Annotated in this window: 18 protein-coding genes; 12 read left to right on the plus strand and 6 right to left on the minus strand. The window is 54.9% G+C overall.

The annotated features are described in order from the left end of the window. Positions 1–60 precede the first annotated feature (60 nt). Entirely contained in the window at positions 61–4,287 is a 4,227-nt protein-coding gene (locus D0Y96_RS03970; RefSeq protein WP_117298077.1) for a TonB-dependent receptor, read from the plus strand. Between the two features lie 232 nt (positions 4,288–4,519). Then, positions 4,520–5,227: a YkgJ family cysteine cluster protein gene (locus D0Y96_RS03975; RefSeq protein ID WP_252263549.1), complete on the plus strand. Its 708-nt coding sequence runs from the start codon at positions 4,520–4,522 to the stop codon at positions 5,225–5,227. A gap of 38 nt (positions 5,228–5,265) precedes the next feature. Here D0Y96_RS03975 and D0Y96_RS03980 read toward each other — a convergent pair whose 3' ends face one another. Continuing rightward, positions 5,266–6,249, minus strand: coding sequence for a CsgG/HfaB family protein (locus tag D0Y96_RS03980; protein WP_117298079.1), 984 nt, complete (start codon positions 6,247–6,249; stop codon positions 5,266–5,268). A gap of 12 nt (positions 6,250–6,261) precedes the next feature. Further along, positions 6,262–7,875, minus strand: a complete 1,614-nt coding sequence (locus D0Y96_RS03985) for a serine/threonine protein kinase (protein WP_117298080.1) — start codon at positions 7,873–7,875, stop codon at positions 6,262–6,264. A gap of 213 nt (positions 7,876–8,088) precedes the next feature. Between D0Y96_RS03985 and D0Y96_RS03990 the strand changes: the two genes are divergently transcribed. Continuing rightward, entirely contained in the window at positions 8,089–8,898 is an 810-nt protein-coding gene (locus tag D0Y96_RS03990; protein WP_350448962.1) for a PP2C family protein-serine/threonine phosphatase, read from the plus strand. A 64-nt stretch (positions 8,899–8,962) separates the two neighbouring features. Here D0Y96_RS03990 and D0Y96_RS03995 read toward each other — a convergent pair whose 3' ends face one another. The 3 genes from D0Y96_RS03995 to tssK (D0Y96_RS04005) are packed head-to-tail and all read right to left on the minus strand — an operon-like array spanning position 8,963 to position 14,448. Further along, positions 8,963–12,400 carry an ImcF-related family protein gene (locus tag D0Y96_RS03995; RefSeq protein WP_117298082.1) on the minus strand — a complete coding sequence of 1,146 codons (3,438 nt, stop codon included), beginning with the start codon at positions 12,398–12,400 and terminating at the stop codon, positions 8,963–8,965. Positions 12,401–12,409: 9 nt separating this feature from the next. After that, positions 12,410–13,096, minus strand: a complete 687-nt coding sequence (locus tag D0Y96_RS04000) for a DotU family type IV/VI secretion system protein (RefSeq protein ID WP_117298083.1) — start codon at positions 13,094–13,096, stop codon at positions 12,410–12,412. Next, positions 13,096–14,448: a type VI secretion system baseplate subunit TssK gene (tssK, locus tag D0Y96_RS04005; RefSeq protein WP_117298084.1), complete on the minus strand. Its 1,353-nt coding sequence runs from the start codon at positions 14,446–14,448 to the stop codon at positions 13,096–13,098. The genes D0Y96_RS04000 and tssK (D0Y96_RS04005) overlap by 1 nt, the downstream gene beginning before the upstream one ends. Before the next feature lie 1,766 nt (positions 14,449–16,214). On the opposite strand from tssK (D0Y96_RS04005), the gene D0Y96_RS04010 reads away from it, so the two are divergent. Next, a complete protein-coding gene (locus D0Y96_RS04010; RefSeq protein ID WP_117298085.1) occupies positions 16,215–16,439 on the plus strand; it encodes a hypothetical protein in 225 nt (74 codons plus the stop codon). A 38-nt stretch (positions 16,440–16,477) separates the two neighbouring features. Here the strand turns inward: D0Y96_RS04010 and tssK (D0Y96_RS04015) are convergent, their stop codons facing one another. Next, the gene (gene tssK / locus D0Y96_RS04015) at positions 16,478–17,830 is read right to left on the minus strand and encodes a type VI secretion system baseplate subunit TssK (protein WP_117298086.1); all 1,353 of its coding nucleotides are present in this window, start codon (positions 17,828–17,830) and stop codon (positions 16,478–16,480) included. A gap of 315 nt (positions 17,831–18,145) precedes the next feature. Between tssK (D0Y96_RS04015) and tssB the strand changes: the two genes are divergently transcribed. From tssB to tssG, 8 genes are all read left to right on the plus strand, one after another. Continuing rightward, complete coding sequence (gene tssB, locus D0Y96_RS04020) at positions 18,146–18,664, plus strand: type VI secretion system contractile sheath small subunit (protein WP_117298087.1); 519 nt, start codon at positions 18,146–18,148, stop codon at positions 18,662–18,664. Beyond that, a complete protein-coding gene (gene tssC / locus D0Y96_RS04025; RefSeq protein WP_117298088.1) occupies positions 18,661–20,154 on the plus strand; it encodes a type VI secretion system contractile sheath large subunit in 1,494 nt (497 codons plus the stop codon). Before tssB ends, tssC begins: the two co-directional genes overlap by 4 nt. 66 nt (positions 20,155–20,220) lie before the next feature. Then, positions 20,221–20,697: an Hcp family type VI secretion system effector gene (locus D0Y96_RS04030; RefSeq protein ID WP_117298089.1), complete on the plus strand. Its 477-nt coding sequence runs from the start codon at positions 20,221–20,223 to the stop codon at positions 20,695–20,697. A gap of 12 nt (positions 20,698–20,709) precedes the next feature. Then, positions 20,710–21,438, plus strand: coding sequence for a type VI secretion system accessory protein TagJ (locus D0Y96_RS04035; RefSeq protein WP_117298090.1), 729 nt, complete (start codon positions 20,710–20,712; stop codon positions 21,436–21,438). Next, positions 21,425–23,272: a type VI secretion system protein TssA gene (tssA, locus tag D0Y96_RS04040; protein WP_158562182.1), complete on the plus strand. Its 1,848-nt coding sequence runs from the start codon at positions 21,425–21,427 to the stop codon at positions 23,270–23,272. The genes D0Y96_RS04035 and tssA overlap by 14 nt, the downstream gene beginning before the upstream one ends. A gap of 17 nt (positions 23,273–23,289) precedes the next feature. After that, on the plus strand, positions 23,290–23,754 hold the full coding sequence (tssE, locus tag D0Y96_RS04045; protein ID WP_117298092.1) for a type VI secretion system baseplate subunit TssE: 465 nt from the start codon (positions 23,290–23,292) through the stop codon (positions 23,752–23,754). 5 nt (positions 23,755–23,759) lie between these two features. Continuing rightward, positions 23,760–25,601: a type VI secretion system baseplate subunit TssF gene (gene tssF, locus D0Y96_RS04050; RefSeq protein ID WP_117298093.1), complete on the plus strand. Its 1,842-nt coding sequence runs from the start codon at positions 23,760–23,762 to the stop codon at positions 25,599–25,601. Next, positions 25,565–26,623, plus strand: a complete 1,059-nt coding sequence (gene tssG / locus D0Y96_RS04055; RefSeq protein ID WP_117298094.1) for a type VI secretion system baseplate subunit TssG — start codon at positions 25,565–25,567, stop codon at positions 26,621–26,623. The genes tssF and tssG overlap by 37 nt, the downstream gene beginning before the upstream one ends. The last annotated feature ends 9 nt before the right edge of the window (positions 26,624–26,632 follow it).

Below are 26,632 nucleotides of genomic sequence, written 5' to 3' on the forward strand. Positions count from 1 at the left end.
AGGGAACAACGCACAAAAAGTTACGAGAAGAAGTCCGAATAAATCGGACGGAGCGTGCAAATGAAAGACTGGTTGAAGGCGTGCATTCTGCTTATGTTTGCAATGACTGCAGTAACTGCTGCGATGGCGCAGACCTCCATTGTGTCGGGGCAGGTAGTCGATGGTGCAAAAAAGCCAGTTGCCGGTATCCGGGTTCGCCTGATCAATCCTTCGCTGCCTTATAAAGAAGTAGTCACGGATGAAAATGGCGTCTACACATTTGAGGATGTGCCTCCGCTCTCTGATTACTCAGTGGAGGTGATGGGGAAGATAACGATTCAGTCGATTGCGTTTGAAGTGCCGATCGATAATCCCAAGCTCGTGCTTCCGGACATTGTGTATGAAGAGCCCGCCGTGCCTGCAGTAGCGGCGCAGGCTCCCGTTCAGGCGAGTTCGTCTCAGCGTGCGACCGCACCAGCACCTTCAACAGCTTCGGGCGGAATCACGATCACCGCAAATCCTGTACAAAATTCTGCGACTGTTCAACCATTGCCAGTCCGACAGAACGTTTCGAAGCAGCGACAGCCTGCAGTGCAGCCCGTGTTTCTCACGTCTCTGGGCGTCAACGTCTCGGGCACGCAATTGCGCGTGCTGCCGCTTTACAATCGGAACTTCCTTGCTCTGGGAAATCTGTCTCCTGGTGTGCACGATGTTCCGCAGGGATCAGCGCTCGAGGGAGCGGCTTTCAGCATCTCGGGCTCTCCACCGTACGCGACGAACTTTCTGATCGATGGGCACGGCAACATTGCATCAAGTACAGATCAGGCGATTCCGTTTCAGGTAAACGAAGGTATTCAGGAGTTTCGTATTACCTATGCCAACCAGGGTGCCCAATATGGTGGCGCATCGGGTGGTGTGGTAGACGTGGTGACGAGTCGCGGACGCGGAAGTCAGAGCGGGGCCTGGCATGGCTCGATCTTCGGCTATTACAACTCGGACAGTCTGAACGCTGGAAGCCCGATTTCTGCTTATTCCGGCACTACTTTTGCCAAAGCTGTGGCCTATGCCGGGCCGATGAATTCGCCGACATATACTGCAGCAGGAAGCTATTCCGCATTCGACTGTATCAGCGATGTGGCGGCGAACTGTGCGAGTCCGAATTTGTCGGCCGTGGATGCAGGTACAAAGTGGCTGTCATTTGCCCCCACTACCTACAATGCAATGGCAAGTCTGCTGGGAAGCGGGTTGATCGGTGCAACTCCCTGTGGCGGAGCGCCATGCGGCAATTTCCAGCCCTGGGACGCAGCAGGCGCTCTGGCGCAATATGACAGCAGAGTGCTCCCGGTACAATCTCGTCAGTTTGGAGCGAACCTGGGAGGTCCGCTGCTTAGTCGCAGGGTCTTTCTCTTCGCGAGCTACGAGGGCACGCTGATCAACAATGCAAATCCGATTTTTGAACGGGTTCCGACAGGAACAGATCTTGCGAATGCGGCGGCAAACGACAACACAGGGCTGGCAAGCCGCTATCTGGGATTGTATCCAAAGGCAAATATCACTGGTGGCGGGTCATCAAGCGGTGGCTGGAACATTTTCAACTTCTATCGTGGTACTGCGCCGAACTTTACACATGTGCACAATGTACTGGTGCGTCCGGATATCATTCTGCCGCACGAGCAGAGCCTGAGTCTTCGATATACCGGGCAGATCCTCGATCAGTTGCATGATGACAACCTGCCGGCGCAGGTGGACTATGCCGGAAATGGCGCAGAGCGCTTCGCTCAGAATCAAAGTGCGGCGCTTAGCCTGAGTGGAAGATTGTTCGGGGGCGCAAGCCGGTATGGAAATAATGAGCTGAGAATCGGGTTTACCCAATTTCGCCTCGACGAGCTGCCGCAGGATCGTCATTCGGGCGCAAATGCATATTTGCCGACATTTGTTCTGAGTGGTGTCGATTCACAATATGCAGGTGCAAAGAGTGGAACGCCTGGTGCATTTGGCGGGTGGTTTGATTCCTTCTGGGCATCGTGCGGCGGTACTGTTGGTTCGGGGCATTGTCCAAACTACAGCCAGCCGGCGGCTGCGTGGCAGTCTCCCTCGCCGGTAACTCCTTCACTTGACGGAGAATTTCCAATGGCACGGCTGGGAGCTCCTCTGGTAGCCCCGTCGCAGCATCGTGACAGCGAATTTCAGTTATATGACCTGCTCTCGCTGAAATTAACGAACAGACATATTTTCAATGTCGGCGGCGACCTGAGATACAACCAGAATTTTCTTTACGACGGGAGCCTGACACGAGGTCTGGTGGTATCAAACAATCTGGGCGAATTTACCTCGGACAGCGAAACGTGCATCTCATGCGGCAAAGCATTTGTACGACCCTCATTCGATTATGCGCTGCGTCAGCCCACTCCATACATAGGAGATTTGCGGAGCTGGACAGGCGGAGTATTTGCTGAGGATCGATTTACGCCCAATCGGAAACTTCTGATCACGCTGGGCGTGCGCTATGAATATTTCGGACAGCCTCTTGAACAGAAAGGCCGGTTGTGGAATTACATCAACTCCACCAATGGTCTGGTACGTGAGGGTACAACGCAGGCTTTCGATGCATTTGGCAATGCATGCTCGGGGGCGCAGTCCTCGCTGGCATCTGTTTACGCTGCCCAGCAAATTGCCTTTTCTTCTACCGGATGCGGTCAGGGTTCGCCGGGGTTCAATCTGCCGACAGACAAGACAAGTGTTGCCCCACGATTCGGTCTGGCATATGCCCCTGATGCGGAGAGAAGGCGTGTCTACCGCATCGGCGGAGGACTATATTATGATCGCCTGCCTGCGAGTTATACGCTCCAGCTGCTTCGCAACAGGCCGACGCCTTTCGACATCAACGCACCATCGGCGCTGTATGGACAGAACTTCGCCTCCTCTTACTGTGGCGGAATAAATACGCAATGCGGACTGGGTAACGGCGCGCTTGCATTGCTCAGTGGAGGCGTTGCAAATGGCGTTGAGGCGGCGTATCAGGTAGCTAGCGGCGCGGGACCTCTGTTTGAGCGTGACCAGACGCGGCTAAAGAACCCTATGGTGTTCGAATACACAGCCAGTATCGAACAACAGGTTGGACGCAACGTGGTGTTTGAGCTGGCATATGTCGGATCAGAAGGGCATCGTCACCCGGCTATCTATGACAGTAATTTCCTGAATGAGTTTTATTGCCAGTCAGGAGTTGCAGCAAGCAATTCCATTAAAAATACGTGTTTGCCAAATACGTTCTTTCCGGTCTTTACCGAATCCAACTTCGGCTATTCGCACTACAACTCGTTTATTGCAAGGGTAAGGACAGAAGAGTGGCATGGGTTGAGCCTGGATGTTTCCTATGCCTATGCAAAATCGCTGGATGATATTGCGGGAAGCCAGTTTCCTGCAGTCGTTGATTCGGTCTGGAACCAGTTGTTCGGAAGGCAATTTTACGGGATGGGTAATCCAGCTGCATTTGGACTGGCAGCGAATACTGCAGCCTATGGGGATCGCGGTCAATTCGAATCAGGCTGTACGGCCCAGCAGTGTCTTGCCCAGGCGGTACTGAATGCGCATGTTCCTTCTGTGGATACGCTTAACTCAGCGCTGACAACCACAGGAGCACGGCCAGTGATTACCAGCCATTACAGCATTCCGCAGAATCCGCTGAACCTGAATGCAGATTATGCTCCCTCGGATTTTGACATTCGCCAGCGAGTCGCCGGAGATTTTATCTACAACATCCCATCAGGACATCTGCCAAGGCTGATGCGGGATTTTACCCTTAGCGGAATTCTTCTGGCTGAAGGTGGTCAACCATTCACGATCTTTGCCGGGCCGGCATATGGGCAGATTACACAGATGGTGAAGCTCAACGGTCCAGTACATATGGACAGAAATCCGAACGGCTATTTCAGTTACAAACCCGGCGCTATTTCTCTGATCGGAACCAACTATCTGAATGGCTGTTCCAGCCTGTATGCAATTTCATGTCTGTATTCGAGTACCCCGCAGGGAGCGGGGCCGATTCCGGGAGCAGATCGCAGAAATTCATTCTACGGCCCCGACTACATCTCGCAGGATATTGCGCTGCAGAAGATAACGACACTTGGAACAGACTCCGTCAGGCTTGTGCTGCGGGGCGAGGTCTACAATCTTTTCAACCATGCAAACTTTGATAATCCGATCAGCAACTATAGTCCGGACGGAGTTCAGATTAACCCCGAGTTTGGATTGATTCGGTCATCGCATCCGCCGCGCCAGACGCAGTTTGGTGCACGCCTGGAGTTCTGAGGATCGAGGCCGGGTACCGCAATGAAAGAGACTGACAAAGAGTATGGTGCGGACGTAGACTACGCCCAATTGTATTCAGAGCCCGAGAAACAGAGCTAAAATGACTACGCTGCCGGAAAACCCATATTTGCCCGAAGATATGTCATCGCCGATGGTCGAAGTGCATTTCGAGCTTCGGGTGGGCGTGGGGACACTAAAGGCTAAAGTCGATGTTCCGGCCGGGCAAACCACGATGACTGGCCTGTTGCCCATCCTGCAAAATCTGGAAACCGCGGTTATCGATAAGGTTGTGCATGAGGCAACTGCATCCGGACATTCGATTTCGTGCCGCGCAGGCTGCGGAGCATGTTGCAGACAATTAGTCCCGGTAAGCATTTTCGAAGCGGAAGCTCTTTTCCAGTGGTTCAGCGATCTGCAGGAGGAACAGAGAGAAATGATTGAGCAGCGGTTTCATCAGGCGCTGCTCGCTCTGCGGGAGAATGGAATTCTGCAGCGGCTTCTGGACGAAGAGTGGAGCAAAGACGAGGAATCGGTTACAAGGCTGGCCATCGATTATTTTCATGCAAGAGTAGCATGCCCGTTTCTGCAGAACGAGAACTGCAGCATTCATCCTATTCGCCCGCTGAGTTGCCGCGAGTACCTTGTAACCGGACCGCCGGCACTTTGCGATGATCCGTCCATCCACGACGTACGTGGTGTGAAGTTTCCATTTACGCTGTCACGGGCTTTATACCGGTTAGGGCAGGAACTGGAGCACGATAATCGCGGATGGATTCCTATGGTCTTTTTGCTGGCATGGGGGAAGAGCGGGCTTCATCCGGGAGAGCACTTTACCGGAACCGGGCAGGAAGTGCTTCGTATCTTTATGGAGCATCTGGCGACAATGGCTTCGACAGACAAAGGCGGAAAAACTTCTGCCGGACTCATGCAGGCAACCTAGAGATCGGTTAACAGACCTCCAGGTTATGCAGCGTCAATCTATTGTGTTTTTACGGTGTCTCCGATCTGAGGTTTGCCGCTTCCACTGAAGCTCCCAACAGCGGAGTTGGCGTCGACGGAAGTGATAGTTAGCTGCCCAAGCTGATTTTCGATCGTGCGCAATGGCTTACCTGTGGTCGGATCTTTAATAACACGGACAGGATGCGAAACGATCAGCTTATCGCCAACCTTCAGCCCCGCGGAACTGCCCACATTAATGATGACATCGGAAGTCGAGGCGTCGGCAATAAGACCGGACACGGCAACAGCGGCTGCAGTGGGCAGCTTGTCACTGTCGGCGGCAAGACTCTGAGCAAGCTGCGCGACAGCGGCGGTGACGGCCTCGCCGATAATTGTTTGCCCGAAGTTGCTGCTTCCCATAGAGACATCGCCACCACCGACACCACTGTTGTTGGCTCCTCCACCGAGAAGGTTTGTGCCGGAACGAGATGATTCGCCTCTGCCTGTTGCGGAAGCGAGTATTTCACCCGTATTGACGTCAACCATACGTGCCGTTACTGCGACCACTGCTTTAGCCTTCGATGTCCCGACATCACCGAGACCTGCGCCCTTTCCCCATCGGCCAAGCATGCCGCCATAATTTCGGTGCTCATCATCACGTCCAAACTGCGTAATGTCTCCGGTGATCACAGCATCTACACCCAGAATGTGGCCAATCTTTGCAGCCGTGGATGCATCGGCGCGATTGCTGTTCGAAAAGTTCTGCTCGTTGATGATTTTATTAATTTCATTGCGCTCAATGATGCGGTAAGTGCCGTCATTGGTGAGCTTGTCAATGAGCAGATCGGAAATGCCTTTACCGACGTCGACATTGGTGCCGAAGATAGCCTGGGAACTGGTCATTACAGTTCCATAGCTGAAGTCAAGCACAGCCACTCGATGGCGCTGTGTCGATGGCTGTTGAGCTGACAGCGATCCGGTAATAAGAAGGAGGCAGAAAAGAGTCAAAACTTTTTTATACATAAGAGCTTTCTCCTATTGCCCAAGGAAGGCCTCGAGTGTCGTGAGTTCTTTTTCCGCATGATCCATGTTCTGATTGGCAGAGTCGATGTCATTCTGCTGCATGGCGAGATTCGCTTCATTGATCCATGTATTCATCCGGTTCATTGAAGCGAGGACATCTCCACGCATATCGAATCCCTGAGCCTGCTGCTGGCTGCGGATCTGCTGTATGCCATTCCGGGCAGTCTCAGCTCTGGCACGCAGCTGTACCAGCCGTGTTCGAGCTGCCGATACTTCCGATGGTGATGGGCCAGGGGGCGGCGTTACAGAGGAAGGCGCAGGATTGGCAACTCTGTCAGGCTGTTGCGGAGAGGAACTCTTCGCAGGCAGGTTGCTGCCAGAACCGGAAGATAGTGCTGTGGAGTGTGCCGCCGTGGTTTCCCGAGGAGCAGTAGTGGGAGATGGTGTCAAAGGAGTATTGGCGAGTGGGGATATGGCTGTGGCAGGCGCTGCAGCATTTCCCGAAGTACCTGCAGAAGGCGCAGTGTCCGGCGCAGCGGAAGGCGTGACGGAGGAGTTGTCTGCCTGAGGAGCTGTGGGTTTACTATTTTTTGCGAAGCCAGACAGGCGCGGGCCTATCGTCGCTGCCAGAACAATGGCCAGAATAGCCGTGGCAGCTCCAAGTCCAATCCAAAGCCCACGATGGCTTCGTATGACGGGAGGAACGGCTGTCGGCGATTCAGGAGATGGCATACCGGTGGTGGAAATGGCACTCCATGAGGGAGATGGGGAGGGTGCCGGTGCAGTTGCAGCAGCCCGTGCTGGTTGTGGCTCGCGCAGGCTCTTCAGTGCCGCGCGGAAGTCCTCAGCGGTCTGGAAACGATCAGCCGGGCTCTTGGCCATAGCATGCAGCACGATCCCGCTTAGTTCCTGAGGAAGATCAGGATTTACCTGGAAGAGCGGTGGCGGCGTCTCGTTAAGCTGTGCATTCAGCACGCTGTAAGCCGTGTCGGCCTGGAAGGGACGTCGTCCGGCCAGCAACTCATAGAGAGTGACACCGAATGAGTAAATGTCGGAGCGTGGGTCGGCGATGCCACCACGTACCTGTTCCGGCGAGATGTAATAGACCGATCCCATCGTGGTGCCGGGGCGCGTAAGGTGCAGATCATTCGATGATTTGGCAATACCGAAATCCATCAGCTTGACCAGGCCGTGAGAGGTGATCATGATATTGGCCGGCTTGATGTCGCGATGGGTGACACCGCGGCCATGAGCATAGCTGAGCGCAGAGAGTGCCTGAAGCGCATACTCGATAACGTCGCTGACAGGCAGCCGTGACTGGCTGCCGAGTTTTTCGAGGGTGGTTCCTTCGACAAACTCCATGATCATGACGAGCTGGTTTTCAAACTGAAATGCGGTGCGCAGCTGCGCAATGTTGGGGTGGTCAAGACCGCCGAGAGTGCGGATCTCTGCCATGAAGCGGGCAGCGAGTTCGGGCTCCGCAGCAAAGTCGGGCAACAGAACCTTCATCGCCTCGACGCGATCAGAAATGATGTTGCGAACTTTATAGACGCGGCCCATTCCACCTGCGCCTAATAATCCGAGGACTTCATAATCCCCAACGCGCTGACCAGCTTCCAATGCCATATGCGGTCTCCTGCAGAGGACAACCAGCTTGAGCACCCGGGAGGTGTTCGTGAGCGACAATGAGTGTACCGTACTGCCATTTTGAACGCATCAGTGTAATTTGGAGATTTTTTAAATCATGGAATCGCCTCTTTACAGGCTGGTATTGCATCTGGCAGTCTTGAAGCCTGTTCCGCGCGACCTGACGAGATCGAATGTATGGAAAGCCAGACTGTGCTGGAAGTGGAAGTAGCGGCTCTTAGCGATGTCGGCTGCAGACGCTCCAACAACGAAGACAGTTTCGGCTACGATTCTGCAGCGCAAATCTATGCAGTCTGCGACGGCATGGGTGGAATGGCTGCAGGTGAAGTAGCCAGTTCTACCGCGGTCAGTCAGTTACTTGGTTTTTTCATTGCGCAAAATACATCCGGGGATGGATCAGCGCCAGTGGAAGAGCGATTGTACCGTGCCATCGAGCATGCGAACCGGGAGGTGCGCGCTCTGGCCTGCAACCGCGATGAGCTGCGCGGCATGGGTACAACTCTGGTAGCGGCCTGCCTTGATGGGCGCAGAATCGTGATCGGCAATGTGGGAGACAGCCGGGCATATTTTCTGCGCGACGGTGGCTGTGTTCAGATTACGCACGACCATTCCTTCGTGGCAGAGCAGCTGCGCAGCGGTGTACTCAGTGTGGAAGAAGCAGGAGCCTCGCCTTTGCAGTCATTGATTACACGTGCGATCGGAACAGCGGATTTCGTTGAGCCGGATATGTTTGCCGCATCTCTGGAAGCCGGAGACATCCTATTGCTGACAACCGATGGCCTGACCCGTTATGCCAATGCACAGCAGATTGCAGCGCTGGTTCTTGAAATGAGCGGTGATGGAGAGAGGGCTGGAGGGCTGCCCGGTCCTCGCGATTTGCTTACAGCATGCCGGGCGCTGATCGATGCCGCGAAGGCTGCGGGCGCGGCAGATAACGTGACCTGTCTGCTGCTGCGATTTTCAGAAGAGTCGCGCGCTCAGAGGATTTTACCCGAGTTATGACAATTCCGGGAGGAACTTCCGGAGTATAGAAAATGGTCTGGCAGCCATTGATCTGTGCTGGCTTCTAGTGAGCAACTTCAGAGACACAGCGTAATCCTCCCATGGCTCCGGGCATCAGCATGGCTGCTCCAGGACCAGAGAAGTCGACACGGATAGCAAGAGCCGAACCTGCGGCGGTAGTCTGCGTGTTCAGCGACTGAAGCGGATAGAGGCGCCGGTAGGGATCACCTGGCTGGTCTTCGCGTCCTTTTTGAACCAGATGGAAGAGAGCCCACGGTCCATTAAATTGCTGGAAGGAGACGTCGGTTGCGCCGATGCTTCCCAGCAATTGTGCTGACTGAGCGGACTGGGCAGACCAGGTAAACTGCTTCGTTGAATCTGCGCCGGAAAGGCGTTGTGCATCAACAGCCAGAGTCGCGCTTTGCATGCCTTTTGACGGAAGAACATGCGCAGTAAACGTGAGCGAAGGAGCAGCTGCACCTGCGGGAAAGAGCTGCGCGGAGAGGGTCGCAGCCTGATTGAAGAAGCGAACAAATGCGGGGCTGACCTTCATGGGCGCATTCGGCGCAGCTGCATAGGCCGGTCCCTGCTGAATAAGCAGGATCTTCAGATTGGCGTTATAAAACTGCCATAGCGCACCTGTGCCGGGCTGCAGCAGCGAGGCTACTTCAGAAGGCGTTGCATCGATGTCAGAAGCAGGAGAGAACGGAAATTTGTTCATCGTCTGCGTGAATGCAGCGCAGAAACTCTTGCCGCCACCATTGGCCTGGGCTGCTCCTGCACCCCGGGCGAGTGCTTCGACAGAGGTAATGGGATCTTCCATAAGTCCGAGGAGGGTCTGATCGACATGTCCCTGCTGATCGATAGTGAAGGCTTGGGCAGTCTGGCGAGCAGCGCCGTGCGCTGCGATAGCTGCACTGGTGACAGGGCCGGTTTGCGCAGGATCAGTGGCAGCGGCTGGGTTTTGGGCTATCTGCGATACGCTGCCCTGCAGAGAGATAAGGCTGTTCACATAGCTGGTGTTTCCAGGAGAGATGAGTTTGTCCGCACTATCGGGAGCGACCAGGGTCTGTGCGGGCTGAAACTCACTTTTGATCTGATCATTTGCTACGGCAGTATTATGCGAGGCCAGGTAGACCAGGGCAAGGAGGGGGGAATTATTGTTCGATATCTGATTCAGTTTTGTGGCAGCATCCTGCAGACTGCGATAGCGGACTACGGATGCGTCGCGCAGATAAGTGCGCCATTCCGAAAGATAGTCCGATACGTAACGCGTTGCTAGCTGCTGGGTAAGGCCAGCCTGATCGAGTGAAGGCGGGGCCTGATCGCCGAGTACCCAGGCCTCTCCGCTGAAGTAGTTCGCAGGATGCTGGATAGCGGACTGCATAAAGGCAAAACCCTGACGAGTGAAGGCTCCGGAGACGATGTGCGATTCAATCACTGTCTGTGAAGATCCGGGGTAAACACGATTGAAGTCGACGGAGGGTGCAGCCTTATTCGCCGCAGCGATCATCTGTTGATAGATCCGCTCGAATCCACCAAAGCTGCTGAGGTAGGTCCGGGCATGAGTGACAGCTGGTGTAACAGGAACGATGGAGTAAGGGTTACCGTGCTGTTGCAGATAAGACGCATAGAAGTCGAACTGCTGCTGTGCCAGCTGCTTCTGCTGAGCAGATTCAGGAACGATGCCGTTCTGCCAGGCCTGCACCAATACCGGGGTCATAAATTCCGGTGTGCTCTTGTCAGCATTCGATGTAGTGATGAGATAGGCGCGCAGAGGATTGTAAGCAGCTCCATAGTCGGCTCCCGGAGCCGGAGCAGCCGGTAATGCGCTCAGCATGGCGACGAGATTTGTCTGGGTATTCGTGAGCAGCAGACGCCGGAAGCGATCGAAATAAAGCGCCCGCGCTGCTGCCAGCATTGCATCACCGTGATAGAGACCCCACCGGTACATGAGAGGTGGCCCATCGTGCTGATAGGTGTCCAGCTGGGCGACGACTTCGCGCAGGCTCTCAAGAGACGTCAGATCCTGCGTGGATGCGAGCGCAGTAGCCGGTACAGCTTTGACAGGCAATCCTTCAGCGGCGGAGTTGATGCGATGTGCAAGTGATGCGTTATTGCTCCACGAGATGACGAGACAGATGAGGTAAAGAAATAAAAGAGCGGAGACGGTTCCAAAAACGATGCGGCGCAGCAGATGTGTGCGGCCACTGTAGCTGGTACCGGCCAAAGCGCTGCGATCCTGCAGAATGGCAACCGGGAAGAGCTTTGGCAGGAAGCACCACTGCGCTATTTTTTGTGCCACAACCTGAGGTGTCGGTGCGGCAGCGGCCTGCATCTGCTGAAACGAGAACATCCGCGTGGCTCCGGCATCGGCCTGCGGTGCCTGCACCGATGGCGCGGAAGCGCTGACCATCTGCTCGACGATATGTGCGCGCACGCCGGTAAACCAGAAGCCGCGCAGATATGGATTGGCATTGAGATGGCTGGGGCGGGTCAGCTCGACAAGATATGCGGAGAGATTATTGCGCAGCTTACGCATCTCGCGAGGAAATTCGTAGGCTGGATCGACGTTTTTTAGGTCCGATTCACGCGAAAGTACTTCAAGACGGAATTCGCCGAGAGAAAAAATGAGCTGATCGAGATGTGATGTGGTGTCTTGCGTGGCCTTTTCCGCATAGAGACCGCTGGCTGTCTCGCTGCGCGGCATAGCAATACCGAAGGGCTGCGCTGCTTCTTCCGTGGAGAGGTTGCGAACGAATTCAGCGAAGTTCGGGACACGGTCGAGCTTGGTGAGAATAACGTAGACAGGAACCTCGGTTCCGAGTTGCTGCGCAAGGTCGCGCAACATCTGGTTGGCAGCCCGTGCGGATGCAGGAACGGTCTCAGATGCGGCGGTTCCTGCAAACTGCTCGCAGCTTACACAGACAACCGCAGCCCTGACAGGCGCCTGTGATCCCAAAGCAGCGCGGTAGGCTCTCGGACGGGTTTTCCGGACCAGCTTGCGCCAGAGCTGTGGACTTTTGCGGACGGCATCTCCGGCCTCGACCAGAACGCACTGTTGCGAATACCAGAGATTGACGACGGGGGTGGGGACGACATCCTGATCGCGATAAATCTGCCCTGCAAGCAATTCAGGGTCAAGCCCGGATTTTAGGATAGTTGTGGTCTTGGCGGCGTTCGCCTCTCCAAGGATGTAAAGGAGGGGCAGGGAATCGAGTGACTTGCCACCGGAACGCTGTGCCGTGGACAGCTTGCGCTCGGAGTCACGCAGGAGAACTTCCAGCTCCGAATTCCCCTGGACATTGCGGATACCGGCTTCACGACGGCGATTGCGCAGATAGAAGAAGAGAATAGTAAGAGATGCTGCCAGGCCGAGAAGCACAAGTAATATGCGCAGAATAAGCAGGGAAGAGCCGGTGATGTGCAGCACAGGGCCTGCAGCCCAGGCCAGCACGAGCGATACAACGAAAACCAGTACAGAGATAAGAATCGGCAACACAGAAATCTCCTAACGTGCCACGAGACTGCTGGTTTGTATCTGTGATATCCCGGAACTGAGCGCCAGCTCAAATCCGCCGAAGGCAAGGAGGGTAAGCACGGCAAGAATGCAGGTGGTGATAAGCAGACCGCGGCTCCATGAGTCCTTTGCTCGAGGCGGTTTAACCTCCGGCACCGGTGAGGGAGGGATCATCTGCATCTGACCGCGAACGCGCTGAATTTTCTCTCGAGCCTGACGGAGCAGCAAATGCAATTCCCCGGTGTCACCGAAGGCGTACCGGCCGCGATAGCCCATCAGCAGGCAAAGGCAGTACAGTTCAAGAGCATCCGCCACTTCAGCAGAGTCCTGCTGGCCGAGCAGATTGCGAAGATTAAGAAAAAAGGTTTCGCCGGCCATGTGGCCGCCGAAGAGCTCTTCCTGGAGAGGCCGGCGCGCCCAGTCGGCAAAAACGGGATTTTGCAGATTCAGTACGCTCTCATCGAGATAGGCCACAGCGGCAAAGACGCCCATCTGTACAGTTTCAGAGGAATAGCCCATGGCCCGCGATTCCTGCATCGCAGCCTGCAGGGCGCGGCGCATCTGTGTACGAAAACTTTCTGAGTCCTGAACCTGCTGGCGCTGAAAGCGGACACGCAGAATAGCGGTGAGTGCTTCCTGAAAGGACAGAGCCAGGCTGTTTACGCGCGCGGGAACCATCAGGACGCCTCCACGATAACGGTAAGATCAAATTCCGGCTGCGAAATTTCACCAGGAATATAGACGCCAACCCTGCGGGTCTGCAGGATATGTTCCCAGCATGGACCGGTAGTTTCGACTGCAAAGTACTGCATATCGGCTTCAGCACGGATGGCAGTAGGCGGGACCTGCAGATGCGTCAGCGTAAGGCCAGGCAGTGCCCGTCTGACGAGCTCCGGAACAAAGCGGGCAGAGCAAACCTTCACCAGGCGCGGAATGAGCCGCAGCAGATCGGATTCTCCGAGGCTGGACCTTACACCAAGAATCCAGCGGGCACGGCGCAGGCAGCGTTCATCGAGGACCTCAGCTTCCTGGATATACGGTTCAGTCGGCTGGAAGGTTAGTGTGACCGTATTGGACGGAACGATGATCTCGAGATGCCGCCGGATATGAGCATCAAGGTCGCGAAAGACCGGGCCCGGATCGCGATGATCATAGGGCGGCAGATTATGTGGGTCGGAATCGACGGCAAAGGTACAGAGCGAGCCCGCCAGACGTGAAAGTTCGAGAAACAGCTCTTCCGGATGAGCACGTCGCGTGATGTAGAGATGCTGAATAGCCGGAAGAGCACTGTGGAGAGCATGCAAAAACCAGTAATTGGCGACATCGAGCGCTGAAGTGCCCGCCTCAAACCGACCCTGATGGCGGGCTCCGCGGGCGATTGTGGCGCTTTTTTCCCCAAGTGTTTCGACCAGGCGGCGCAGCAACAGCATCAGCGATTCGCTGGTACTGATGCGCAGGCAAACAGGAATGAACTCCTCATCGTAGATCAGGTGACCGCGTCCATCGCGCAAAACCCGTGCTATGGGAAGAGAGTGCATATCCTGAGTCAGCTCGGCCTCGGTCCGCAGCTGAATGTTCTTTTGGCCAAGATCAACTTCGCGCTCATCCATCCCGTTGGTTTCGTCGCGCAGCTGACGCTGCATGCGGGAGAACCGGGTTCCGGCACCCGCCCCATTCAGGCTGCAGTCGAAGCCATTGTCGCGTCGTGCGGGAACTGTCAGGTACAAAAGTAATGAGGCGTCGGTCGAAGGAAAGACGTCGGTCAGGTTGCGAGCCGCGGGTGACGGGTCGGAACCGGGCAGCTCAAAGGGAAGCCCGTCCGGAAAAATACCAGAAGCCTGAAGCAGTACAGCATTTCCGTTCCGGATGGCTTTCTGGTCCAGCTCCAGATGCAGCAGACCCCATGGTTCGTGCCAAAGGCTGGCAACAAGAAAGGCGATCGAATCTTCAAAATAGCGGGTCTGTGTTTGAAAATGATGCGGTCCAAGGTACATCCCTTCGGACCACACCACCCGCGACAGAAATTTCATAGTGACCGAACCATCTGGCAAAGTACGACGCAGCGAATGCCACGTGCGCGGAGCTGTCTGTATGTTGTTTCCACGGTACACAGTACCCCGTGTGTCTGTTCTCTGGATAGTGTAAATTTCCGGAAGCCCGTTAGGGCCGCATCACGATCTCTGCGGGCTTTACTGTCTTCGTGCATCGCGATAATCTAAGTCACCGGAACCGCAAGTATACGAGAAGCCACGGTACGCCAGATATGGACGGGTCAAAGCCTCCCTTCGATGAAAGCAGTCCCTCGGGTCAGAGCGAGACATACAGCGCCACAGGCATCTTTGCCCAGGCCGCGGGGAAGAATTCAGGTCCCCCGACACCGGAGCAAATGAGCATGCAGCAGGATGTTCCGTTAAATCAAGCCCCTGCTTCGGCCGCAAATGCGCCATCTTTACAGACGACAGACGAAGCCCGGCCGGGAGAATTCACTCAGCTCTTCCAGTCGCTGACTTCGCCGGCAGTACCGGAAACGAAGACACCTCCTGCTCCTCCAGCAATTCACAGGGATGAGCCGGTGCCGGCCCCTCCGAAAGCAGCTTCGGTATCAAGATCCGGCGTAGATATTGCAAACGTATTTACCCCTGTATCGGTAGTCAGACAGCAGAGGCCTGTTGTGCAATCGCCATCTGCGATCCCGGCAGAACAACTGCCGTTTGCAGCTCCGCCCGCACCACAGAGCGCGGGGGAGTTCACGCAATTACTGCGAACGATTCAGGCTTCTGAAACTTCCGGAACCGATGAGGTGTCTCCGTCACATCAACCTGGTCCAGTCACATCGCCTGAGACACACAGGCAGCAGGAAGCCTTACCGGAGTCAGCCGGTTTTACAGGTATGTTTCAGTCACTGGCGGTCAAACCATCACAGGAACAGGAAAATACTGTCTTCGAATCGGTGCGCTCAGTACCGCCGGCGCGTGTCGAAACAGAAAAGCCGGCTGACTCAGGCAGCTTCACACAGATTTTTCAGTCTTTAACGGTGAAACAGGAGGAGCATCCGGAGAGTTCTACCCCCGGAAAGGTGCAGACAGGATCGGAAGTGATGCCGCCTCCTGCTGCTTCTGAAGCTCCCGGATCTTTCACTCAGCTGTTTCATTCTATATCACCACAAAAGCCTACTCCTCCTGGTTCTCCCGCACCTGCGGCACAAGAAGCATCTCTGCCTTCAACGAGCCCCGGGGCGTTCACGCAGGTATTCTCACAGCTTTCCCCCGCGCAGGGACAGAATGCCGGCTTCGGTGTGCAGCCTGCACCGTTATCGCCCGTTAAGCCCCGGCAGAAGCTACCGGCTCAGGCCGAAGTGGGCTTCCCGGCAGCGAATCCTCATTCCGGGGCGGCGACACCGGCTCAGGGAGGTTTCACGCAGTTATTTCGCTCGCTGAATCCGGAACCGCAAGCGGAGAAGATCCAGATGCCTTTGCCGGACCCTGCGCCCTCCGGCCCTGCTGCGACAGGCGCTGGTCCGGCTCTGGGCGGGTTTACTCAATTGTTGCGGACGCTCTCTGCTGAACCTTCCACGGCGCAGCCTGCGTCAGCGGCAATGCCGCCAGCACTTTTTCCCACACAATCCCCGGCGAGCGGCCCGGGAGAATTTACACGGGTGATCTCCAGTTCGGCTTTGCGTGACACCATTGGGCTGACACCGGCCTCCGGTCCACCGGTTCTGCCACAGCAGCCAGTCCCCGGTTCGCCTGCTGGAGTGCCGTCTCTGCAGGTTCCCCGGCCTCCTCAGATGCCACACATGCCAGTGGCCCCGGTTCCTCAGGCTGCCGCGCCTCCGCAATCGGCTGCTTTTAAGCCTCCAGCATTTGCATTTCCGCCGCAACAGCCACCAGCAGCGGCTCCGGCTCCTCCCGCAGCCCCACAGAGCAAACTTCAGCAATACCTTCCGCTGATTCTGATTCTGAACGTCTTTGTGCTGCTGGTGATCCTGCTGATTCTGTTCTTCGTGATACGCCACAAGTAACAGAGAAGGAAGCCTGAGAGGATGCGCAGGGAAATGCTCTAGTCGGTACTGGCAAAGAGGATGATCAGTTCCATCTCAGGATTTGGGATTTCGCCGGGAACATATGCAGCGAAATTGCGTGCACGCTGGACTGCTTCCCAAACTCCGCCTGAGCGCTCGACGCTGAAGTACTGATAGCGCATTTTCACGGGAATCGCGCGAGGAGGTACAGGTACGTGGGTCAGCTTAAGCCCCGGCAGTGCCTGTCGAATCAGCTGCTCAATATGCGTTGCCGAACAGGTTTTGATCAGAGAGGGAGCACGGCTGATCAGATCCGCATCGCGCATATCCGAAGAGACAGCCAGATAAAAGCGTGAATTTTCGAAGTACTTGTCCTGATCGATTGCCGCAGCGTAAATAGAATCGCGCAGCGGCTTCAGCGGCAGTGCGACGAAATTACCCGGCACGACTGTTTCAAGTAGTTCGGAGATCAGCGCGTCAAGCGCGATAAAACACGGGCCCAGCCTGTCATGTTCGTATTTCGACAGATCACGAGGTTCAATTTTGCGTGAAAATGTGGTCAGAGCGCCTGCCAGCGAGAGCATCTGTACAAACAGATTTTCCGGATGGACATGATCTGCTTCCAGAAAGTGGCGAAGTACCGGCAAATGCGTGTTGAGTGTGTAGAGAAGCCAGAAATTCGCAATGTCCGATGCGCTGAAGTCTGCCAGGGACTGGTTGCGCTGGCGTCGGGTTCCTACCAGCTGGCTGCAGCGCGCCACCATGACTTCGATAAGACCACGCAGAATGCCGTTCAGCAGCTCGTTGCCCCTGACATTGAGCATCGGCGGCACAAATTTTGTATCAAGACGGTAGCTTCCAGCCTCAGTGCGTTCGATTTGTGCGAAGGGAAGAAGTACTGATCCCTCCTGGTTCTCTCCATCGGCCAGAATCTGGAGGTTTTTACGCGCCAGCGAGACCGGTTTTTCTGTGCCTGTGCTGTTTTCATCGCGCAGCATCTGCAGATCTGCGTAAAAACGTGTGCTGACCCCACGCTGAGTACCGACGTTCATTCCTCCGGGGCGATCCTGAGGGATTGCCAGGTAAAAAACGCAGGTCTTCCGTCCATCCTGAAAGCACTCGTCCAGGCTGCGCGCACGCGGCTGCGTGTCGGAAGATGGCATGTCGAGTAACAATCCATCCGGAAAAACGCCGGATGCCTGGGAAATGGCAAGCAGCCCTTCACCCAGAGATGTCCCATCGAGCTGAAGTTCGATGAAGCCCCAGTAAGGATTGGAAAGGGCCTCGATCAGGAAGCGCAGCGTCTCACCAAAGAAGCGATCCTGTGCCTGCAGATGCTGAGGAGAGAGAAAAACGCCTTTCGACCAGACAACAGGCTGCAATTGTCGCATTCCAGTTATTCCCGCTGGGGTTAGAGTATACCGTGAGGAACGATGTACAGAAGAAAGAGTCTGTTTCAGAGAGCAGGTTACCTTTGGACCGGTTTTCAGCTTGACACACTTTTGAGCGCAGATAAATAATCCTCTCGCCTTCGTTCGACGGAATTGCCATCTTCCAGAAAATTGGGTTGCTCTGCTGCATGGTGAACGAAGTCCGAAAATACCAGTAACGCATAATGATCCAGACACACTATCCGAGTACATCGGTTTTGTGAGTTCCGAATCAAAACCGGCGGTGCCTCCGCTGGCCAATCGAGGGAAAAAGATATGGCAAGGGAAAGTACGCAGCACAAACTGGACCGCGTGCGTTCGCCGCGCGTCCACATTACCTACGACGTCGAGATCGGCGATGCGATTGAACTCAAGGAGCTGCCATTCGTAATGGGTGTTCTGGGTGACCTGACCGGACAGCCGGAACAGCCTCTGGCCGCCCTGAAGGATCGTAAGTTTGTTGAGATCACGCCGGACAACTTTGACAGCGTGCTGAAAGGAATGCAGCCGCATCTCGCATATTCCGTCGCCAACAAGCTGAGCGACGATCCGAACGCGGGTCAGATCGGTGTCAATCTGAAGTTTGAAAGTCTCGACGATTTCTCTCCGGAAAATGTGGCGAAGCAGGTCGGTCCTCTGCGCGAGCTTCTCGATCTGCGTACGCGTCTTTCGGACCTGCGAGGCAGTCTGCAGGGTAACGACAAACTGGATGAGGCATTGTTTGAGGCCGTTTCCAGTACGGAAGCCCGTGAAAAACTGCGCGCCGAGCTCGGCAAAACCGGAGGTGAGCAATGAGCACTGCTAATACGGCTGCAGCCGCCGCAGCACAGACAACCGAACAGGCTTCGGAGCAGACGCTGCTTGACCAGATCGTTTCTCAGGGACGCTTCAACCGCGATGCCGCTACCCTTGAGCGCGGCCGGGACATGGTGAAAGAGTTCGTCTCCCAGGTCCTCGATGGTCACATGACGCTCACGCGTGATGCGGAAGCCTCCATTCAGGCGCGCATTGCTCAGATTGACAAGCTGATATCGCTGCAGTTGAACGAGGTGCTCCACTATCCGGCATTTCAAAAGCTGGAGTCCACGTGGCGCGGTATCAAGTATGTGCTGGATCAGTCTGAAACCAGCGATATGCTCAAGATCAAGGTTCTGAATGTCTCCAAGCGCGAACTGCTGAAAGATCTGCAGCGGGCTCCGGAGTTTGACCAGAGCGCTCTCTTCAAAAAGGTTTACGAAGAGGAATTCGGTGTTTTTGGCGGTGCACCGTTTGCATCGCTGGTAGGAGACTACGAATTCGGCCGTGGTCCGGAGGATATTGAGCTGCTGGAGCGCATTTCACAGGTGGCTTCGGCTGCCCATGCGCCGTTCCTCAGCGCCGCTTCTTCCGACCTGCTGAATCTGTCCGGCTATACACAGCTGGGTGCGCCGCGTGACATCGGGAAAATATTTGATTCCACGGAATATGCCAAGTGGAAATCCTTCCGTCAGTCCGACGACTCTCGCTATGTGGCTCTTACCCTCCCACACATCCTGATGCGTCTTCCTTACGGCAAGGATACGAAACAGGTAGAGGCATTTGACTACGAAGAAGCGGTGGATGGCAGTGATCACTCCAAATATCTTTGGGGCAACGCGGCTTACGGTCTTGCAGCCCGATTGACCAATTCCTTTGCGCGTCACGGCTGGTGTGCGGCGATTCGCGGAGTGGAGGGGGGCGGTCTCGTCGAAGGTCTGCCGGCTCATACCTTCCGCACCGACGAAGGAGATATTGCACTGAAGTGCCCGACTGAGGTCGCGATTACAGATCGTCGTGAGAAAGAGCTGGCCGATCAGGGGCTGGTTCCACTGGTGCACTGCAAGGGCACTGATTATGCAGCGTTCTTCAGCGTCCAGACGGCAAACAAGCCGAAGCTGTACGACAAAGAAGCCGCGAATGCCAATGCGCGTCTATCAGCACAGCTGCCGTATATTCTTGCGATGTCCCGTTTTGCACATTATCTGAAGGCCATGATGCGCGACAAAATCGGCAGCTTTATGAGTCGCCAGGATTGCGAAAAGTTTCTTAATCAATGGATCAGTAGCTATGTCTGCGCAGATGACAATGCGTCACAGGCTGCCAAAGCAAAATTGCCTCTGCGGGAGGCTGTGATCCAGGTCTCGGAGGTTGCAGGGAAACCTGGTGCATATCGCGCGGTTGCATTCCTCAAGCCGCATTTCCAGCTCGACGAGCTATCTGTTTCGCTTCGTCTTGTGGCCGACCTGCCGGCGTCGGCGCGGAAGTAGCATAACCGGCCGGAAGTCTACAGCAGTTGAAAACAGCATTTTGCGAAACAGGAAAGGAGCTTTTCCATGGCTGTTGATTATTTTCTGAAACTGGATGGAATCCAGGGTGAATCCGAAGACGCAGCGCACAAAGACGAGATTCAGATCATGAGCTGGAGCTGGGGGGCATCACAGGTATCCTCCGTCTCTGGTACCGGTGGCTCCGGAGCCGGTAAGGCTGATTTGTCGGATTTCAGCATCATGACTAACTTCGATAAAGGAACGCCGAAGTTCTTTAAGTCAATCTGCGAAGGTGCTCATATCAAGACCGGCACCATGACAGCCATTAAGTCCGGCGCGAACAATAAGCCATATCTGAAGGTCGACTTTAAGGAGCTGTTTGTCAGCAGTCTTCAGATCTCTGCCTCCAGCGAGATCCCAACTGTCAGCATTTCATTCACCTATAACGAGATCAAAGTCGATTATTCGGTACAGAATGAGCAGGGCAATCTCACCAGCACTGGCGCGGTGACATACAACCTGAAGCAGAACAAGCTGACCTAAGGCGATCTTTAAATGGACGCGCTTTCTCTCTATCGAGCCGGTCAGTTGCAGCCGGCGATTGAAGCGCTTGGCGTTGAGTTGCGAAAGCAGCCGCTCGACGTCAGGCGCCGTACCTTTTTATTCGAATTGTTGTGCTTTGCCGGTGAATACGAGCGGGCGGGCAAGCAGCTTGATATTCTTTCGGATTCGGGAAAAGAAGCTGCCGCTGGCTCCATGCTCTACAGAGCCGCTTTGCATGCTGAGACAACCCGACAGGCGATGTTCGCGGAAAATAAGCTGCCCGTTGGTTCTGCACTGGCGTCGCCCTCGGGACAGTGGAATCATCGGGAATTCACTTCACTGACGGACGGTGATCTTCGTATCGGTTCGCATCTTGAAGTATTCATTGCCGGCAGCTATACGTGGATACCATTGGCGTACATAGAGTCGCTGGAAATTCAGCCTCCCAAAAGATTGCGCGATACTCTTTGGATTCCGGCGATTTTGCATACTACGTCCGATTTTCGCCTTCAGGATCTGGGCGAGGTGCTGCTGCCCGCGCTCGCACCGTTATCCTGGAGGCACGCAGACGATATGGTGCGGCTGGGACACAAAACCGTGTGGGAAGAAAATGCGGAATACGGAGCCATTCCTCACGGTCAGAAAGTACTTTTAAGCGATGAGGAAGAAGAATCGATTTTAGAGCTCCGTAGTCTTACCTTCCATCACGCGCGGGAGACGGCCGAAAGTGCCATTACGTGATGATCTCCTGAATTCGATTCCTGGCGACAATCCATCAGGTGTCAGCCTCCGATATGAACGCATCTACGACCAAATCAAGGAAGCGCGCACCGAAGAGGACGAAAGCATACCTGCGGGAGCCTGGCAGCGTCAGGTAAAAAAGGCCGATTATCCTCTCGTCCTTAAACTGGCTGGGGAAGCGCTCGCAACAAAAAGTAAAGATCTGCAACTGGCAGCGTGGCTGAGCGAAGCTCACGTAAAACGTGAAGGCATCGTTATGGTCGCTCCCTGTCTCCAGTTAATGCTGGACCTGCAGAATAATTTCTGGGATACGCTTTACCCGGAGATTGACGAAGGCGACGCCGGAATGCGCGCCGTTCCAATCGAGTGGACGGCCAATCGCATTGGAGCGATCCTCCGCGAAGCTCCGATTACTAAGAATGGCCTTAGCTTCTTCCAGTACAGGGAATCAAGAGCTGTTGGCTACGAGAGTGAGACGGAATATAACGACGCAAAGCGTGAAGCACGGGAGCTTGCTGTTCAGGATGGCAAGATTACCGGAGAAGAATTTGATGCGGGGTTTGGATCGACGCCGAAAGCGTTTTATGTCTCGCTGGATGAGGCCATTCACAGCGCCACTCAGGTGCTTGAGACGCTGCAGATCGATTGTGAGGACAAGTATCGGGATGATGGGCCAGGTTTCGGCAAACTAAAAGCCGGCCTTGAAGAAGTCGGTCAGGTTATCAGCAACCTTCTGGGCGAAAAACGCACACTGGAACCTGATCCTGTAGCAGCGGAAGAGACAGCGGAGATGACCGAGGAGACGCCCTCGGAAGAACAGGAAGAAATTCAGGAAGATGTCTCCGCCGCTGTTGTAGTACCTGCTGCAAAACCTGCCAGAGCTAAATCTCTTTCTGCTGAGCCGGCAGACTGGGATGATGCCATGAAGCGCATACAGGACTGTGCGCGTTTCATGCAGAAAGAACGCCCTTCCAGCCCCATACCTTACCTGCTGCAAACCGCGGTAAGGTGGGGCGAGATGCGGGAGCAGGGCAATTATCCAGCATACGATTTCCTCGTATCTCCGCCTACGGATATTCGTCAGAGCCTGAAGCGCCTGGCATCGGAAGCCAACTGGGAAGAATTACTCTGCATTGCAACTGCCGCTGCAGGAGAGTCCTGCGGGCGTGCATGGCTGGATGTACATCGTTACATCTGGAGAGCAAGCTATGAGGCGGGATATTCAGCGATCAGTGCAGCAGTTCTGAATCAGCTGCAATGTCTGTTGAAAGAGATTCCCGAAATTCCCTCGTGGACACTCGATGACGACACACCGGCTGCGAACCCGGAAACGCAGCGCTGGCTGGAGGAACAGGTTATTCCAAAGCCTGCAGAGCCGGCACCAGCAGAGGAGCCAGCTCCTGATTCGGGGCTAAGCTACGTCGAAAAAATTGCGCCCGCAGAAGAGCAAGAAGATGAAGCAGCGCCGGATGTGTTGAGCCTGGCACGAGAACTGATCGGCAGAGGGCAGGTTGCCCAGGCAATCCAGCTCCTGGTGCGCGACGCAGCCCAGCAGCCCAGTGGCCGGGCCCGGTTTCAGCGGCGCCTTCAGGTGGCGCAGCTATGTATCACTGCCGGGCAAAATAAAGTCGCATATCCAGTACTCGAAGAACTGGTACGAGAGATCGAGCAACGCAGTCTGGAGGAATGGGAGGCCAGCGATGTGATTGCGCCTCCACTGGCGTTATTGCTGAAATGTCTTGATCCGTCCGGTGATACCAACGGGCAAAGAGAAGCACTATTTTCCCGCTTGTGCCGTATTGATCCGATCGCGGCAATGGACCTTTCTCGCTGAATATCAGGAGCACTCTTTTGGCTCGTCTGGCTACAGAATCGCTGATCACGCAATCCGTTCTTGACCGGCTTACGAACGTTGACGACTGGCCGGCAACTCGCTCGCAGTCGCTTCGATATTTTAAAGATGCGCTGAAACGTGATCTGGAATGGCTGCTGAATACGAGACGCCCTCCCATTCCCGAGCTTGCGGAATACGATGCGGCGAAAAATTCTGTAATCAACTATGGGCTGCCGGATATTACCTCTCTGGGGTTGAGCTCAGCCTCTGATCATCGGCGGTTGCGTATAGCGATAGAAGAGTCAATCCGAAATTTTGAGCCTCGCCTGGCTGATGTGCGTGTTTCCCTGGATGGAGCGGAAACGGCGAACCGCCGCCTCCGTTTTCACATTGAAGGAAGTATGAAACTCGATCCATCTCCGGAAGAGATTTCCTTTGACACCGTGCTTGAGCTGTCCAGCGGCGAATACAAGGTGAAATAAGAGAGATGCGTGAAGAACTTCTCGAATATTACGAGCGTGAGCTGGCCTATATAAGGCAACTGGGCGCGGAATTTTCTCAGAAATATCCGCGTGTGGCCAGTCGTCTTTTGCTCGAGCCGGATCGTTGTGATGATCCTCATGTCGAGCGGCTGATAGAGTCCTTTGCCTTCATGGCAGCGCGTGTACACCTGCGCATTGATGACGACTTTCCGGAGGTCACGGCAGCGCTGCTTAACCTTGTCGCTCCTCATTACCTTCGGTCGATTCCATCTATGACAATTGTGGAATGCCAGCTTGACCCGGAGCAGGGTAAGCAGACTGCCGGCCTGAAGGTTCCTGCCGGAACGCATCTTGCCACAAAGCGCACCTTTGACAGTCTGCCTTGCCGTTTCCGCACGGCATATAATGTGGAGCTTTGGCCGTTTACTGTATCTGAATGTGAATGGCGCCAGCCGGAACGGTTAACGCAGGTTATTCGTGTACCCGGTGCGGTGGGTGTAATCCGTATGCGTCTGCAATGTGCTCCGGATGTGTCATTTGAAAAGCTGGAACTGGACATGCTGCGCTTCCATCTGACCGGCGATACAAATGTGGTTCACACGCTTTATGAGCTGTTTTGCCGAAACTGTATAGCGATCTGTGTGCGCGATCCGCAGAAATCGAATGGGCCCGTCTCTGCCGTACCGGTTTCACAATTGGCTGCAATGGGTTTTGAAGAAGACGAAGCGCTGCTTCCATATCCGCGGCGCTCGTTCAGCGGCTATCGCCTTCTGCAGGAGTACTTCACCTTTTCCGAAAAGTTTCTCTTTTTCGAACTTGATGGCTTAAAGGCCATTGCGGAGACCGGCTGCAGGGAACAGGCGGAAATCCTTTTCTATTTTTCACGCTTTGATCGCCCTGAGCGAAGTCAGGATCTCGAGGTGGGAGTTACCTCGCGTACGCTAAGACCTGGCTGCACACCGGTCATTAACCTCTTTTCACAAACAGCAGAGCCGATCCTCGTTTCTCACACAAAGCACGAGTATGAAGTTATTCCGGATGTTCGCCATCAGGAAACGACAGAGATTTTTTCTGTTGATGACGTGCTTGCATCCAATACGAGCCGGCGCGAAAGCGTCGAGCTGGAGCCGCTTTACTCCTATCGTTTTCAGGCGCGCAACGCAGCAGGGCGTACATACTGGCATTCAGTACGCCGGGGGAATCCTCTGGGTGAACGTGAGCCTTCCAGGCTATTCCTGTCACTGGTCGACATTGACGGACAACTCACTCAGCCTGACGCAGAGGTGCTGACAGTTCGTTGTACATGCTCTAATTTCGATCTCCCCTCGCGATTGCCATATGGTGCGGAGGAAGGGGATTTCAGCGCTGAAGATTTTCCGGCGGTACAGCGCATCACGGCATTACGACGGCCTACGCCGAGCTACGATCCTCCCGCGGAGAAGGGGCAGTTATGGAGACTGGCTTCGCAGCTTTCCCTGAATTACCTTTCCCTGGTTGAGGAGGGGCTGAGTGCCTTTCAGGAAATCCTTCGGCTTCATAACTTCACGGAGTCAGCTCATCTGGAAAATCAGATAGGCGGCATTATCGGCCTGAATTCGAGCCCTCACTTTGCCGTGATGCAGTCGGATTATGGCAATATCCCCGCGCGAGGGACACGAATCGAGATGGAATTTGACGAACGTCAATTTGTTGGAGGCGGCGTTTATCTGTTTGCCGGCGTGTTGAATCACTTTCTCGGCTCATACACGTCCATCAATAGTTTTTGCCAGTTCGCTGCGCGTACTAACCAAAGAAAGGAGGTACTCGGCGAATGGCCACCCAGAGCGGGCAACAAACCACTGATCTGACGCAGCAGTCGAAAGGCAACCTGCAGCCTTTGCGGGCACTGCTGGATCGCGATCCTTACAGCGTTCGGTTCTTTCAGGCTGTGCGATTGCTTGAGCGGCTTTACCCGGATCGCCATCCTGTGGGGCTTTTTGTCTCTCCCTCAGCCGAGGTGGTACGTTTTTCGTCCGTACCCAGCCTCTCCTTTCCTGCCAGTGAAATTCAGGCATTTGAAGAGAAAGCAGGATCTGCAAAGCTTTCTGTGAACTTCATGGGACTATCTGCTGCAGTCGGCACGCTTCCTCATCCTTATACAGAGTTTTTACTGGAAAGAGCACGTGCAAAAGATCGGGGTCCGGCGGAGTTTTTCGACGTTTTCAATCACCGGGTCATTTCACTTTTTTACCGCGCATGGCAAAAGTACCGCTTCTATATTGCATACGAGCGGACGGGCGCGGGAGATGATGTGATCAGTGCCCGGCTGATGGACCTGATTGGCCTCGGAACCAAAGGCCTGCAGCATCGCATGGGGGTCGCCGATGAGGCCTGTCTGTATTACACCGGCCTGCTTGCGCAACGGCGCCCGACAGCTCAGGGGCTGAAGCAGCTTATTGAAGACTATTTTGATATGCCGGTACAGGTACAGCAGTTTACAGGTGTCTGGAAGCGCCTTCCTCCGACAAATCTGACCTTCCTGCGTGACAGTGGTATGTTCTGTGAGCGTCTCGGCATGGGAACAATTGTTGGGGATGAAGTGTGGGACCAGCATGGCACCGTGACACTGCGTCTCGGGCCTATGAATTTTGAGCGTTACCAGCAGTTTTTGCCAGGTGCTGACGCGAGCAGGGAGCTTCATGCCTGGCTAAGAATTTATGCCAGCCGCGAAATCGACTTTATTATCCAGCTGGTTCTGGAACGTGAGCAGACGCCTGGAATGAAGCTGGGGGAGACCGGCCCCTCAGCATCGAGGCTTGGACTGGTCAGCTGGATTAAGAATCGTCCTCTGGGGCACGACCCCGACGAAGCCACTTACCGATTGTCGTGAATTGAAAAA

This window comes from Paracidobacterium acidisoli, from assembly GCF_003428625.2.
Lineage (GTDB): Bacteria > Acidobacteriota > Terriglobia > Terriglobales > Acidobacteriaceae > Paracidobacterium > Paracidobacterium acidisoli.